This window comes from Nocardia sp. CA-135398, assembly GCF_050955845.1.
GTDB lineage: Bacteria > Actinomycetota > Actinomycetes > Mycobacteriales > Mycobacteriaceae > Nocardia.
Genome location: NZ_CP192084.1, coordinates 3883812 through 3898320 on the forward strand (window position 1 = coordinate 3883812; position 14509 = coordinate 3898320).

General features: G+C 66.4%; 11 protein-coding genes and 2 pseudogenes. 7 read left to right on the top strand and 6 right to left on the bottom strand.

Going from position 1 to position 14509, the window contains the following annotated elements:
- The first annotated feature begins 276 nt into the window (after window positions 1-276).
- The 5 genes from ACQP1T_RS17140 to ACQP1T_RS17160 all read left to right on the top strand — a co-directional run bounded on the left by ACQP1T_RS17140 (window position 277) and on the right by ACQP1T_RS17160 (window position 3716).
- Window positions 277-759: a cation:proton antiporter regulatory subunit gene (locus ACQP1T_RS17140; RefSeq protein ID WP_433761449.1), complete on the top strand. Its 483-nt coding sequence runs from the start codon at window positions 277-279 to the stop codon at window positions 757-759.
- 4 nt (window positions 760-763) lie between these two features.
- A complete protein-coding gene (locus ACQP1T_RS17145) occupies window positions 764-2059 on the top strand; it encodes a cation:proton antiporter (RefSeq protein WP_433761450.1) in 1296 nt (431 codons plus the stop codon).
- Between the two features lie 440 nt (window positions 2060-2499).
- Window positions 2500-2694 carry a hypothetical protein gene (locus ACQP1T_RS17150; protein ID WP_433761452.1) on the top strand — a complete coding sequence of 65 codons (195 nt, stop codon included), beginning with the start codon at window positions 2500-2502 and terminating at the stop codon, window positions 2692-2694.
- Between the two features lie 176 nt (window positions 2695-2870).
- On the top strand, window positions 2871-3248 hold the full coding sequence (locus tag ACQP1T_RS17155) for a hypothetical protein (RefSeq protein ID WP_433761453.1): 378 nt from the start codon (window positions 2871-2873) through the stop codon (window positions 3246-3248).
- 21 nt (window positions 3249-3269) lie between these two features.
- Complete coding sequence (locus tag ACQP1T_RS17160; RefSeq protein WP_433761455.1) at window positions 3270-3716, top strand: hypothetical protein; 447 nt, start codon at window positions 3270-3272, stop codon at window positions 3714-3716.
- A 75-nt stretch (window positions 3717-3791) separates the two neighbouring features.
- On the opposite strand, the gene ACQP1T_RS17165 is transcribed toward ACQP1T_RS17160, so the two are convergent.
- On the bottom strand, window positions 3792-4196 hold the full coding sequence (locus tag ACQP1T_RS17165) for a hypothetical protein (protein ID WP_433761456.1): 405 nt from the start codon (window positions 4194-4196) through the stop codon (window positions 3792-3794).
- A 319-nt stretch (window positions 4197-4515) separates the two neighbouring features.
- Here ACQP1T_RS17165 and ACQP1T_RS17170 point away from each other — a divergent pair, with 319 nt between their 5' ends.
- A complete protein-coding gene (locus ACQP1T_RS17170; RefSeq protein ID WP_433761458.1) occupies window positions 4516-5568 on the top strand; it encodes an endonuclease/exonuclease/phosphatase family protein in 1053 nt (350 codons plus the stop codon).
- Window positions 5569-5638: 70 nt separating this feature from the next.
- On the opposite strand, the gene ACQP1T_RS17175 is transcribed toward ACQP1T_RS17170, so the two are convergent.
- Window positions 5639-5905: a hypothetical protein gene (locus ACQP1T_RS17175; RefSeq protein WP_433761459.1), complete on the bottom strand. Its 267-nt coding sequence runs from the start codon at window positions 5903-5905 to the stop codon at window positions 5639-5641.
- Between ACQP1T_RS17175 and ACQP1T_RS17180 the strand changes: the two are divergent.
- Window positions 5789-6049, top strand: a pseudogene (locus ACQP1T_RS17180) (hypothetical protein); the annotation flags it as partial. The gene ACQP1T_RS17175 and the pseudogene ACQP1T_RS17180 sit on opposite strands and share 117 nt — an antisense overlap.
- Here the strand turns inward: ACQP1T_RS17180 and ACQP1T_RS17185 are convergent.
- From ACQP1T_RS17185 to ACQP1T_RS17200, 4 genes and pseudogenes are all read right to left on the bottom strand, one after another.
- A pseudogene (locus ACQP1T_RS17185) lies at window positions 5941-10257 on the bottom strand (HAD-IC family P-type ATPase); the annotation flags it as partial. The pseudogenes ACQP1T_RS17180 and ACQP1T_RS17185 sit on opposite strands and share 109 nt — an antisense overlap.
- Window positions 10258-10407: 150 nt before the next feature.
- Entirely contained in the window at window positions 10408-10836 is a 429-nt protein-coding gene (locus ACQP1T_RS17190) for a hypothetical protein (protein WP_433761461.1), read from the bottom strand.
- Window positions 10837-11210: 374 nt separating this feature from the next.
- Entirely contained in the window at window positions 11211-12191 is a 981-nt protein-coding gene (locus ACQP1T_RS17195) for a hypothetical protein (protein WP_433761463.1), read from the bottom strand.
- Window positions 12192-12486: 295 nt separating this feature from the next.
- Entirely contained in the window at window positions 12487-14433 is a 1947-nt protein-coding gene (locus ACQP1T_RS17200; protein WP_433761465.1) for a glycoside hydrolase family 15 protein, read from the bottom strand.
- Between the last annotated feature and the right edge of the window lie 76 nt (window positions 14434-14509).

Here is a 14509-nt window from a genome sequence, read left to right on the forward strand (position 1 = left end):
GATACACAGTCCGGAGGCGCTTAAGAAGGTGTCAACTCCGGCCCATCCTCGACCCACTCTGATCTGCCTGGTCGGTCTCGTCATCATCATGTACGTACCACGCACCGCCTGACCAGGGACCCGCACCACCGGGCCGGGTGCCAGCCTCTCGCGCCTCGGCCGTGGTGTTCCGTACACCGATCATCGGCATCCAGCCGAGCACCAGCCAGCATCCCAGGGCGCGAACGGGTCACCGAGCCCGAGTGCCTGTCCGTTTTGTCCGGTTATGGTGGTCGGGTGAATGTTGAGGTGACGCCTTTGCCGGGTATCGGTGTACGCAAGGACTTCCCGTTGAGGGGATCTCGTCGGCGGGTGGGGGTGATCGATCATCGGGACGGCACGATCGATTTGATCGTCAGCAAACCGGACAACCCGGATGTGACCGATCAGATCTCGTTGTCGCCGCGGGAGGCGGCCTTGCTGGCCAACTTGCTTGGTGCCCCGCAGTTGGTGGCGCAGTTGGAGGAAGAGCACCGCGACCTGGACGGGGTCACGACCAAGCAGATGACCGTGCGCAGCGGATCGGTGTATGACGGCCGGCTGTTGGGTGAGACCCAGATGCGTACCCGCACGAAGACATCCATCGTTGCGGTGATGCGGGCAGGGCATGCGTTCGCCTCGCCGGCGCCGGACTTCGTGTTCACGGCCGGTGATGTGCTGGTTGTGGTCGGCACCGCCGACGGTCTAGCGGCTGCTGCCAGAGTGCTCACGGACGGCTGAGGCGATGGTGGCTCACGAGACCGCGCTCGCGTTGATTCAGCTGGGTGCGGTGCTTTTCGGGTTGGGTTTGTTGGGGCGGGTCGCGGCGCGGATCGGGTTGTCGCCGATCCCGTTGTATCTGATCGGCGGGTTGGTGTTCGGCACCGGCGGGTTGGTCGAGTTGGACCAGGTTGACGAGTTCATCCATTTGGCCAGCGAGATCGGTGTGGTGTTGCTGTTGCTGCTGCTCGGGCTGGAATACAGCGCCAGCGAGTTGGTGACCGGTATGCGCATGTCCTGGGCGGCGGGTGTGCTGGATATAGTCCTCAACGCGACTCCAGGGGTGCTGGTCGCACTCGCTTTGGGCTGGGGTTTCACCGGGGCGGTCGCGATGGCCGGAGTCACCTATATCTCCTCCTCGGGCATTGTGGCGAAGGTATTGAACGATCTCGGCAGACTCGGCAACCGGGAGACGCCGACGATTCTGTCGATTCTGGTGTTCGAGGATCTGGTCATGGCCGGGTATCTGCCGGTGTTGACCGCGGTGCTGGCCGGTGTCGGGTTCGTGGCCGGGTTGAAGACGTTGGGGATCGCGTTGGCGGCGGTCACCGTCGTCCTCGTGGTGGCACTGCGATACGGCAAGTATGTGTCGATGGTCGTCGACAGCGAGGACCGGGAGATCCTCCTGTTGAAGCTGCTGGGGTCGGCGTTGCTGGTGGCTGGTGTGGCCTCGGCGGTGCAGGTGTCGGCAGCGGTGGGGGCGTTCCTGCTCGGTATCGCGATCTCGGACTCGACCGCGCACAATGCCACCAAGCTGCTGGAGCCATTGCGGGATCTGTTCGCGGCGTTGTTCTTCGTGCTGTTCGGGTTGAGCACCGACCCGGCGAGTATTCCCCCTGTGCTGGGGTGGGCGTGTCTGCTGGCGGTGGTGACGACAGCGACGAAGGTGGCCACCGGTTGGTGGGCGGCCAAACGTGCTGGGGCGTCGCGCTATGGGCGCGCGCGGGCGGGGACGGCGCTGGTCGCACACGGTGAGTTCTCCATCGTCATTGCCGGGTTGGCGGTTACTGCGGGCGCGGTCCCGGTCGAGTTCGCCGCGATGGCAACCACCTATGTGCTGCTGATGGCGGTGCTGGGGCCCATCGCCGCGCGCGTCGTGGAACCGATCATGGCCTGGCGTAGCAACAAACCCGGTCGCATGCCCGACACCAGCGGTGCGGGTGCTGCACCTGATACCGGTGCCGCGGTGGAAGGACGGTTCGATGAGGCGGCGGGCGCGAATGGCGTAGCGGGTCAACCGAGTCCAGACCGAAGTCGTTGAAGTACTGGTCCACGTCGATCTCAGCCGGTCCAAGACCCAGCCGACGGGCAGGCATCCCAGGGTTACGAATGGCACCCCGATCGCGCACGCAATGGCATTCGCTCGGCGGCACATGCCTCGGCGCCTGCGAGCAAGCCGAAGGTGGCCGGTGTGCGGCTCGTTATGATGCCGGAATGGGCGGCGTCCGTCGAACGAGGGCGGCCATGCATTCTTGCGAGTTCCGTACATGCGGACCAACGCGGTAGCGAAGATCGTGCTGGAGTCCAGCGTGACCGCGCGGATGGCCGCGGCGAACGCCGATGGTGAGACAGTGATCTGCTGCCGGACGGGCGTAGCGACTATGTCACGCAGGGCCCCAAAAGCTTTGTGCCAGAGTCCATGCGGCGCTGACTACCACTGGAGGGTAAGCCCGGGTTAGAAGAGGTCCGGCGCTGTTGTGCATGCCGGTCGACCAGCGGTTGCGGGCCCGGTCGTCGGTGTTCGCCGGTGGTTTCGAACTCCATGCCGCCGAACAGGTGTGCGGTGCCGGCTCAACGGAGGACGTGCTGGAACTCGAGGCAGCACAGGCAATCACCCCACTGCGCGGCCGGGCCGGTGCGCGACGGCCGGGCAGAACCATGGGATGTTCCACATAATTCGCTGAACGTGATCGGGGAACACTGCCGGTCGCGGTGTCAGGCCACTGTCCGGATCGGTCGGTGCGTATGGGGCTCCATCTAGTTGGGGTAGCGCACTACCCTAGGCGCACCACCTGCGGCCTTCGATGATGGTGAGACCTTCCAAATCAGCTCCGATAACAGGTGGTGGCATCATGTTCTTCTACAACGACTCGAGCCGGACGGCCGCTTCTGGCGAACTCGACGGCAGCGGAAAATTCGTCAATCTCGCTGATATGTCTGGTTTTGGCCGCTGGACCCATATCGTGTCGGTGGATGGGCGGCTGTTCTTCTACAACCGTGCGAGCCGCACGGCCGCGTCGGGTGAACTCGATGGCAGTGGGAACTTCGTCAATCTCGCTGATATGTCTGGTTTCAGCGAGTGGACCCATATCGTGCCGGTGGATGGGCGGCTGTTCTTCTACAACCGTGCGAGCCGCACGGCCGCGTCGGGTGAACTCGATGGCAGTGGGAACTTCGTCAACCTTGCTGATATGTCTGGTTTCAGCGACTGGTCCCACATCGTCGGGTGAACGCTGCTCGCACTCCGATCAATGTTGCTCAGGATAAACAGATCCGAGCTGCCGAAATACCGTCCGGCGCGGCCGACCACTACCTCGATTCTCCATCGAGGTAGTGGCTGCCGCCGTGCTTGCCGAAGCGCCATTGCGGGTACCGGACGGTGCCGTCGCTCCATACGGAATGCGCTTGCGCCGCGGATCGCGGCGGGGCAGAACCTCGAGCCGGTCACCGGCGCGTACCTGCGGTATCTGATCGCGGTCGATACCGAGACCCGCACCGGGATCTTTTTCGTGCCAGGGGAATTCACCGAAGTCGAGTACAAGGCGTGCGCCTTCGAAGCCCTAGGGGCCAATCTGGGGTCGACGCTGCACGTGCACTCCGACTGTCAGGTGTTCCACGCCGCGGACGTGGTGTGGCAGCAGCTGGCCGCGCGAGATCCGCACGACCCCGATGCTGAACCGGGAGCGAGTATTCAGTGAAATTCCCAATACGGCAAACGATTCGGCTTCAGTGCGAAGGAAGCTTTCGACGCCATGACGAAAGCATGCGCGGCCCTATTGCCTCGAGAATAACTTCGCCTGTCCGGATACAACGGTGTTGTTGCGGTCGACGAGTGCGACTCGTACCTGGACTTGATCCGATACCGCGGGTCGCTGGCCGGGGGTTTCTGTCATCGGGATGCTTGTGTCGTGTTGGGTGTTGTCGCAGGTGACGGCGTTCTGAATGCCCTGGGCTGAGGGGCCGTCAGCGGTGGGTTCGCCCATCATCGCCTGAATGCTGGTCACTTGGTCGGAGTTATCGCAGCTGTAGGTGACTTGAACTATGGTCGGTCCGGCGCGGGAGATGTCGATGGTCGCTGTGGCGAGAGCGGGAGCAGCCGTTACGACCAGGACAGTCGCGATCGCCGCGAAGACGGTCGCGACGCAGGTGGTGCGCCGACAATTCCGGGTAGTCGTCATGGATCTTGGTTCCTCCTGTGTGGCGGGATGAGTCGCTGAACACAACGGGAAGAGCACGCGGGACTCGCGGTACCGCATGTATCCATGGTGCAGCCTCCGGGCTTGCGCGGGTGGGAAAACCGCTCTGCCGAGCACGTCGCAGTGTGTGACCGGTGGCCCCAGGCATCGTCGTGCGGGGGCCGGACGATCCGCATCGCTGCGCGGTGACGGCGGGCTGGAAATGGGACTGATCGCCGGTAGGCCCGCGTCTGAGCCTGGACGTGCTGCAGCGGACGCTGCTCGCAATCGTTGGCATTTCGATGGAGGCCATGATGGGTTGATGAGGCGAAGCGATGACTTGGGGGCGGCAAGGGCAGGCGGAGCGCTGGAGGCTGGTTCGGAGATTTCCGCCGCTGCGGCACCCGCGGTACGCGAGATCCGGGTGCTGGCATTGAATACCTGGCACAGCGGCAGCAAGATCTCCAAGGGTATTGAGCTGATCACCGATCTCATCATCTCGACACAGGCCTCGGTCGTGCTGCTCTCGGAGGCCACCGAAGCGACCACGGCCGTCGCGTCCGAATTGGCGCGGCGGGGGCGCCAGTTCGATGCCGTCCCCTCGCATGACACCGGAATTCTGTCGGTGTTTCCGATTCAGGACAGCGCCGATCTGCAATGGATGGTCAAGGCGCGGTTGAACATCGACGGAAAGCGCCTCACCGTGTACTCGGCGCATCTGGAGTATCGGTGGTATGCCTGCAACCTGCCCCGCGGGTATGGGCCCGGGGTTCCGGCGCCGGGGGAATTCGCCGAGCACGAGTGGAACAAGCTGCCGCACGGCCCAGTGACCGACCCTGCCGTGATCCAGCGCGTCAACGCGGCCTCGGGCCGCCCTGAGGTCATCAGCGACTTTCTCGCCGACGCGCAAGCCGAGATCGCCGACGGGTCATCGGTCATCATGGGTGGCGACCTGAACGAGCCGTCCCTGCTGGATTGGACGCCCGCCACAGTGACGTTGTTCGACCACAACGGCGTGGTGTCGGCGTGGGAGACCACTCGACGCCTGCAAGAAGCCGGTTTCATCGACGCGTATCGGTCGATGTATCCGGACCCGGCCACCCATCCCGGACTCACTTGGCCCTCGGACAATGTCGATGTGGATGTCTCCGAGCTGGCTTGGGCTCCGGAAGCAGACGAACGCGACCGCGTCGACTACATCTTCGCTCGTGGTGCCGCGCTGCGGCTGTCCGCCGTCGGCATCATCGGTCCGCGCGGGTCCATCGTGCGCGGTACCCGACGGCAAGAAGCAACCCAGGACAACTTCTTCGCCACGCCAGCACAGTGGGGCAGCGACCATAAAGGCATCTTCGCGACATACCAACTCGTCGACTGACTGAACGGCCGGAGTGTGCGCCTCCGCCCGGTCGACGTCGTAGGGCCCGGGCGGACTCCGGCTGGCTGGTCTAAGCGTCTTCGAGGGCTTCGCCGATTTCGTGGGCGACGCGATTGTGCTGATCCTGCACCAGCCAATGACCGGCCGCGAGGGCCAGCGCGACGGGCCATTCGATGATCTCGGCCGCGGCCAGCGCGCTGAGCGCACCGTAGTACGCCAGGTGTTCGGGGCGGGGGAGGCGGACCCGGCCGATCACCGGCAGGTCCACCGCGAAACCCTGCGCCGCAAGTACCCGATCGACGGCGTTTCGGTGGCTTGTAGGCGAATTTTCGACCATTTGTTGCCTTCCGGTCATGGTGTCTTCGCGAATTCGACGCTTGGGTTCCGCACGGTGGATGGCGTGATGAGAACTGCTGCAGGTGTCGGCTCGGATCCGTTGACGGGTGCGTTGACGCAGGTGCTGACCGTGCCGTTGCGCGAGTTGTACGCGGTGCTGTGGCGCTTGGGCGTCATCGAGGTCGTCGACTGATCATCCCGGTGCCGACCGCCCGCGGCGAACAGACGCGGAGCTACGGCTGCGACGGCGGTTGCGACGGCGGCCGTCGACAACGCCTGGCACCAGCCGACCGGACCCAGCGGCGTGCTGCCGAGCAGTTGGCTCACCCCCGGCGTGCTGATCAGCGCGCCGAGCACCAACAGTGAGCCGACCGCGGTGCCCACCACCAGCGGACTGTGCGAGTCGATGAGTGTCTGTCCCAGTTGGGTCGCGACCAACGCCACCAGCGCGACCGTCGACGCGCGCCGCCGCCGACCGGTCAACCTCGCCAAAACCCATGCGCTCATCGCGGCGGAGGCAGTCGTCGCACCGCGCACTGCCACCGTCCGCCACAACGCGGCTCGGTCGGGTCCCCGGCCGGTATAACGCAGCGCGGCACTCGGCGGACTGACCGCGAGGGCGGCGGCCGGCAGCGCATCGGTGAGGATATTGACCAGCAGCAATTGGCGGGTATTCAGCGGCGTCCGGCCGGTGAGTGCGGTGCCAGCGATCGCAAAAGCCACCTCGCCCGCATTGCCGCCGAGCAGCACGGCCACGGCCGCTTGCACCCGCCGCCACAGTTGCCGACCTTCATCGATGGCATCCAACAGCGAGCGGATCCGCCCGTCCAGCAGCATGACGTCCGCCGCGCCGCGGGCGGGTTCACTGCCACGCGATACAACGCCGATGCCGACGGTTGCGGTGCGGATGGCCGCCGCGTCGTTGGAGCCGTCACCGACCATGGCGCACACGTGACCCAGCCGCTGGATCGTCTCGACGATCTGCACCTTGTGCTCGGGTGACATCCGGGCGAACACCCGTCGGCTCTGCACCGCCTGCTCCTGTTCGCGCCGAGACAGCGCCTCCCATTCGGGCCCGTCGATCACCTGGTCGTCGTCGAGGGGCAGGCCCACTTCGGCGGCGATCGCGGTGGCCGTTATGGGGTGGTCACCGGTGATCAGTCGCACCCCGATGCCGCGGTCGGCCAACTCGGCCAGCACTTCGGTCGCGTCCGCGCGTGGCGTGTCCGATAGACCGAGCAACCCGGCGAATCGCAGTCCACCGCTGGACAATTCGGCGAAGAAGTCGGCTTCGTCACGTATCGATTGCGCCCGCGATGCCGAAAGCTGCCGGGTGGCAACGGCAATTACCCGCAGCCCCTCGGCGGCCATCTTGCGCACCTGCCGCTGCACCTCGTCGTCGGCGTCCGCGCACGCCGCGAGCACCACCTCCGGTGCCCCCTTCATCGACAACTGTTCGCCGCACACCGACGCCGAGAACGGGCGACCCGACCGGAACGGCAAATGCGCCGCCGACCCGCCGCGGTCCAGGTGTTGCCCGGCCTCGGCCACCGCGCGGTCGGTCGCGTGTTCGTGCGGTTCGCCGTTGGCCAGCGGCGTCGCCCGGAGGGCGTGGACGAGCACATCGTCGTCGGACCATCCGTTCGCCGCGTACACCCTGGTCACGCGCAGCCGGTTCTCGCTGAGCGTCCCGGTCTTGTCGAAGCACACCACGTCGACCCGGCCGAGCGCCTCGACCGACCGCGGACTGCGCACCAGCGCGCCCGCACGGGTCAGTCGCCGCGCCGATGCCTGTTGGGCCAGCGTCGCGACCAGTGGCAGCCCTTCCGGAACGGCGGCAACGCTGACGGCCACACCGCTGCTGACGGCCTGCCGCAGTCCGGTGCGCCGCAACAGCCCGAGCGCGGTGACCAATCCGCCGCCGACGAGGCTGAACGGCCACGCCTTGTTCGTCAGATCTTTGAGCTGGGTCTGCAGGCCCGCGGCGGAGCCGTCTGGGTGCGGGGCCGCCGCGGCGCCGCCCGCCTGCGTCTGCGCACCGACGGTGGTGACGATCGCGACCGCGGTACCGGCGACCACGGTCGTGGTGGCGAACAGCATGCAGGCCCGCTCGGCGACGGGCGCGGCCGGTGTCGCGTCGACCTGCTTGGCCACCGGCAGCGACTCCCCGGTCAATGACGACTCGTCGACTTCCACGTCGAGGGCGTGGATGAGCCGCGCGTCGGCGGGCACCACTTCACCGGGCCGCACCTCGATGACGTCCCCGGGGCGCAGGTCGAGGGCATGGACCGTCGCGTAGCGATCGACGCCGAGCAATTTACGGGCCGGGGGGTCCTGCGCGGCCAGCAGGTGTCGCAGCAGCCGTTCGGCCCGGATCCGCTGGGTGGCTGCCAGGACCGCGTTTCCGGCGAGCACCGACCCGACCAGGATCGCGTCGACGGGCGAGCCGAGCACTGCGCTTGCCGCCGATCCCACCGCCAGTACCGGGATCAACGGGTCGGCCAGTTCGTCGCGCATCGCGCCCGCGAAATCCGATACCGCCCGGCGTGCCGGATCGATGAGCGAACGCGCGGGGCGGGCAGTCGATGCCAGCCGCGACTGCTCGAGCGCTCGGTCCGGTCGCGGCTGCGGCAGCACACGACGCACCTTTTCGACAGACATGGCATGCCACTCGTGCACGCTCGCGGCAGGCGGTGGTGGCACCTTCAGCGCTCGGGTGGCGAGCCGGTAGCCCGTCCATGCGCCGGCGGCGGCCCCGGCGGTGACCGGAGCCAAGCCTCGGCTCCGCACCCCGGGAATCATCAGCAGTGCACCCAAAAGAGAAGCGCCGGTGGCGATTTCGACGCCGCGTTCACTTGCTTTGCGGGCTGCGGGCAACGCGTGCACGATCCGCCACACGTTGTCCAGGTCGTCGACGAGCACGTCGGCATGCCACGGCGGTGGCCCGCCCGCGGTGACACCGATCGCGAGGTCGGCGTCGGCCAGTGCCTGTGCCGCGGAACGCGACACCACCGCGACCGTGCGGCCCTCCCGCTGCAACCGGTGCACCGTGCTGGTGAGCGCTTCGTCGACGGAGTCGTGCACCGGATCCAGGTCATCGAACGACGGGCGCAGATCGTCGAGCGTGTCGACGTCCACCGAAACCACCTCGGCACCGCTGCGGCGCACTTCGCCGAGCACCGCCGCCGCGAGCGGGTGATGGGCGTACCGCACCAGCACCGCGCTACCGCTGGCGGTCACCGCTCGTGCCACCGGCTGCCACCCGGGTTGCCATGCGCCGCAGTCCAATTGGTCCTGGGCCCACTGCCATACCGCCGTGCGCTCGTGCTCGGGCACGTCGCGGATGCGCGCAATCCGCAGTTCGTCGCAGCACAGTGCTCGAGGGTCGAAGACCACGGCGTCGACCCGGTCGAGGCGCCGGAACACGCGAGGCCGCAAGGGCAGCACGCCGTGCCGTTCGGCCAGCCCGCGGGCGAGTGTCGTGGCGAACGACTCCCGGCTGGTTCGGGCTGCTCTGGGCGCGGCGACCGTGACAGCAGTGGCGGCGGCGTCGAGGCCGGCGCTGAGAAGGCCGATCGTCGGTGCGGCAGCCGCCTGCGCCAGTCCGCTGCGGTCCCCGTGGCGCTCAACCGGTCCCGGCGGCAGGGGCGCCGGCCGGTCACCGGGCCGGATACGGTCGATACACGCCGCATGCGGCGCGAACTCGGGCTCGCGGCGTTGCCAGATGGTCGCCGCGGCGCGGGTCTCGGCGGCCTTCGACAGGTGGATGAACAAATCGACGCCCAGCGACGCCGGTAATTGGGTGACGGTGTACGCGGCCGCCGTGGCAAGCGCGATCGCGGTATCGGCGGCGTCGGTGCCGAGGCGCTGTTCCGCGGCGCGACGCAGCCGTGGCTGGTAATCGACCAGCGCGACAACGGCGTTGAGGCCTGCCGGGAATCGCCGCAGACCGACCACCCGGCCAGCCAACGCGACACCCATGCCAGCGGTGTTCATCGCTGCCGAGACCACGTTGCAGGCCAGCATGATGCCGTCGGCGGGCAGGTCTACCGGCGGATGCCCGGAATCGGGGTGTCGATTCTCGGCTTCGGCCACCACGTCGCACAGCTCGTCGACGGTTGTCGTTTCGTCCACCTCGACGATGACGCGCGACAGCGGGTAGTTGAGGCTCGCCGAGAGCACACCACGATGCGCGCGCAGTGCGGCAAGGACCGCGGAGCCGATGTCGTCGTCCGGCTCGCGCTCGGAGAGGCCGCGTACTTCGATCCAGCAGCGGTTGTCGCCGCGCCAACGGCGCCGGGCGGGCTTACCGCCGATCAGTTCCGTCGCGGCTTCGGTGATCGCACCGACCATTCGGTCGGAGGCTATCGCGCGCACCGGCGAGGTCGCGAATTCCACGCCAGCGGTGGTGACGACCACAGTGGAGCGGACACCCGCGCCGAGGGCGCGCAGAGGCAATGCGACGGAGGTACGTACTAGTCGGCTGAGGTCCACCGTCGCCAGCTAACGCTTGCTCGGCGAGCGCCGCGTCCGCGCCGCGCTCTGGGGTGTGGGGGCGATGTCTTCGTCGCCTCGGTCGGGCGTTCGACCGCCGTCCGGCGGTGGCTCGAGCTGTTCGGAACGACCGGCAGCATCGGGCGCCGAGTACCTGCCTGGCTGGCGACCGAGCTGCCGGACCACCAGGGCGGCGCCTCCGACGCCCAGTAGAACAGGCCAGTCCACCAATCCGGTGGCGCCGATCGCCGCCAAGGTCAGGGCGGCCGCCGGTGTGGAGTGGCTGCCTCTGCTCAGCCCGTTCTTCACGCCGACCGCGGCGCCCTGTACGCCGCCTATCACACCGTTGACGGCGGCCCCGCCCACCGCCCCGGCCGCAGCCGCTGTCGCGTCGGCCGTCCAGGTGACCATGTGTATCGCGCCTTCGGAAATGTTCATAGATTCACTCCGTCGCGTTCACCGAATAGGCACTTACGAGCAAACCGGAGTTTACTCCCCGAGAAGTCGACAGAGTGCGACGGTAGGCTCCATATCTTCAAATCTGCCGACAGGGAAATGGCGCCTTCCAATATGCGACGGCAACCTCACCGCATTCGCATCGGCGTCGAGTTGGGAAATGATGCCGAACGCGGAAGTGTCTGCCGACTGGCGTCGTGGATCGCCTGACTTCCCTTCGCAACCGGCTTCCCCTGATCGATTCGAAATCCCTTGGAATCGTGAAAGTCCCAGTTGCGGAACGGGTCGGGGCTGCGGACGCCACAAAGACCGCGATTGTTGTCGCGGTTCCTGCGAGCCGGCCGAAATGGATCCGCTCAACGGTTGGGCGTGAACGGTTCGGTGCCGAGTACCAGGCGCAGACCCGAGATGCCGGAATGTGCTCGGGCGTAGGCCAATTCGCGGCTGATGTCACCGATGTTGTTGACGATGGGAAGCGAAACGGCGAGCGTTGACAGTGTGCCGAGCGCGTAGCCGTCGTGGTCGAGGAAGGCGCTGCCGCTGTCGCCCGGGATGCCGGGAATCGTCGCGACGAATGCGTGGGTCCAGCCACCGGCGGCGACATCGTCGATCTTGCTTTCCGCGACCTGAGGGGACAGGCTGGCGATTCCGCCACGCAGAATGGAGTTCCAGTAGCTGTAGAGGTGGTCCCCGGCATTCGTTCCGTTGGTGTTGATGCCGACCGGGCCGCCCCAGTGCGGCAGGCTCGGATTGACTTTGACGGCATCCTCCGGCGCGAGCTTCACCAAAGCAAAGTCGTTGTAGGCGCAGGTATTGCGGTCCTGCTCGCCGGTTTCCCGCATGGTCAGCCAGCTGCTGTACGCGAGTTGACCGGTGGCGGTGGTCGTTGCCCCGAACATCGGTGAGCCGTTGGGGTTGAAACTCACGGGGGTTCCCAGGGGCTGGCTACCGGCGGTGCAGCCATTGGTATCGATGACCTGTCCCGTGGTGGCGCAGTGGGCAGCCTGGCCGATGTACACGTTGCCGCTGTCATCGACGAAGACGTAGTTCGCCGTGCATGGGACCGCGCCGTGGGTATAGGTCTGCATCCCGGGAGTGATCGCAGCGGAGGCGGCGGGTGCCCATTGATGTCCGGCCTGGTCGGCGGCAACGCTCGTCCCGGAGCTGGCGAAGGTGAAGCCCGACCGTCCCGGCGCGGCAGGCGCCGAAGCATGGTTGTCCGCTGTGCTGTCGGCGCCGGGCTGGCTGCCCCAGCCGGTGGCCAGGTACATGCCGGTCACGGCAAGGACGCAGGTCGCCGGGACGGCGAATGCGCGGCGAAAACTGGACAGCAGCATGGATGGTCTCCTAACGGTTGTGAGGTCGGCGATCTAGCGCCGTGGCCATTGCGCAAACTTGTGGCGACGCTCGAACGGATTTCGGGTCGCGGCAGGCGGCTGCCGTGCAAAACCAGGATTACCAGCTAATCTGAAATCTATCCGTTTGCCATGACGATGTATTCGATCATTGCCCAGAAGTCGGTCGGACACTGCGATGAAAGCTAGCAAATAATCGGCATCGCCAGCTGAACCGGCTCGGCGCGAGATCGCGTCGAACGCATCCGGTCGAGCAGCCTGGTGGACGGCACCAGCGTCAGCGGTGCATGTATCCCAGTGTGAATGAGGCATCGTCCAGTCGTGGGGCGATCGATTCCCCGCCGAGTGCCTGCCGCAGTATGGCCTGTTCGTCCTGGATGACGTGCATTACGGCATTGATCAGGGCGAGGTGGGTGAACGCCTGGGGGTAGTTGCCCCAGTGCCGCCCGGTTCGGGGGTCGATCTCCTCGGCATAGAGGCCGAGGGGGCTGGCGTAGGCGAGCAGTTTCTCGCACAGCTGTTTGGCTCGTGTCTTTTCGCCGATCTCCGAGAGCGCCGAGACCAGCCAGAACGAACAGATCGTGAATGCCCCTTCTTCCCCTGGGCAGCCATCGTCGGTTTCATCGACGCGATACCGCAAGACGAGGCCGTCCTCGGTCAGTTCGTCGGCGATGGCCAACACCGTGTTGCGTACCCGCTCGTCGTCTGGAGGCAGGAAACGAACCAGCGGGATGAGCAGGGTCGAAGCATCCAGCGCCGTGCTGCCGTAGTACTGGGTGAACACCTTCCGCGAATCGACCGCATGGGTGCAGATGTCGGTATGTATGTCGTCCGCGGCCTGTTGCCAGCGATGCGCGCGTTGGAAGTCCTGGTGGATGCGGGCCAACCGAGCGCCGCGATCGGCGGCAACCCAGCACATCACCTTGCTGGAGGTGAAGTGTTGTGGTTCCCCCCGTACTTCCCAGATGCCATGGTCGGGCTCGCGCCAATAGGTGAGGGCGCTTTTGACCGCCCGCCCCAGTACCAGCCATGCTCGGGCGTCGATCTGGTCTTGGTTGCGCGCGTAGAGATAGACCGCGTCCAGCGCGGCGCCCCACACATCATGCTGGCGTTGCCGGTAGGCGTCGTTGCCGATACGCACGGGGCTGGCATTTTCGTAGCCGCGCAGGTGGGTGAGAGTCTGCTCGGTGAGGTCGCTTTCGCCACCGATGCCGTAGACGATCTGCATGTCCCGGACGTCTTCGGTCAAGTTGATGATGTAGGAGAAGAAGTCGTTCGCCTCCCAGCTGAAGCCCAGTGTGTACAGGCCCCACAGCGCGAAGGCGGAGTCGCGTATCCACGAGTAGCGGTAGTCCCAATTGCGTTCTCCGCCTGGGGTTTCGGGCAGTGACGTGGTAGCGGCGGCACTGATGGCGCCGGTGGGTGCGAAGGTCAGTCCCTTCAGAGTCAGCGCGCTGCGGGTGAGCTGGGCCGCCCACGGGTGGTCCGGAAACCGCCCACCCGCCAGCCAGTGCCGCCAATGGTGGATTGTCCGCAGTAGCCGTTCATCGGCCTCGTCGGCGGCGCGGGGCCCATCGCAACTACCCCAGGAGAGCGCGCAAAAGCGGGTGTCGCCTGCCTGCAGCAAGGTGCGAGCGAGCGCGTGCGTCCCTTCCAGTCCCAAGCGCATGTCGGTGCTCAGCGTCAGCCGCAGATCGATCTCGTCGGCGCTGGCCTGCGCGACGTGATAACTGTCGAGGTACTCCCAATGAGCGCGATACCTGCTGTAGTCGAACGACGGCTGGCAGTCGAGCATGAACTGGATTTGCCCGGTCTCGCAGTGCACCGTCCGAAGCAGAATGTGCTCGGCGTCGTAGTCGGTGGGGGTTCGGCGATGGGCGCTGCGTCCGGGGGTCTGGTGCCGCCATGGCCCGACCAGCAGCACATCGCGAACGGTCGCCCACCCTTCGCCACTGCGCCAACACGTTTCCATGACCATCGTGCCGGGGACATAGCGGCGATCGGTGGGCACCATGAAGTCGGCGGGGCCGAACCGAAACGAACCGGCGGAACGATCGAGTATGGATGCGAAGACACTCGGGGAGTCGATGCGGGGCAGACACATCCATTCGATGGCTCCGCTGGGCGCGATAAGTGCGGTGACCTCGCAGTCGGAGATGAAACCGTAGTCGTCGATGCGCGGGAACGCCGTGAGTTGTGGCGTGTGTTCGCTGTCGTCGTCCATGCGGTGCTCCATCGTCATCTCGGCGCTGGAAAATCCGGCAGGGCGCGCGGGTGGACAGTCGGTTGTCGAGTTCCTT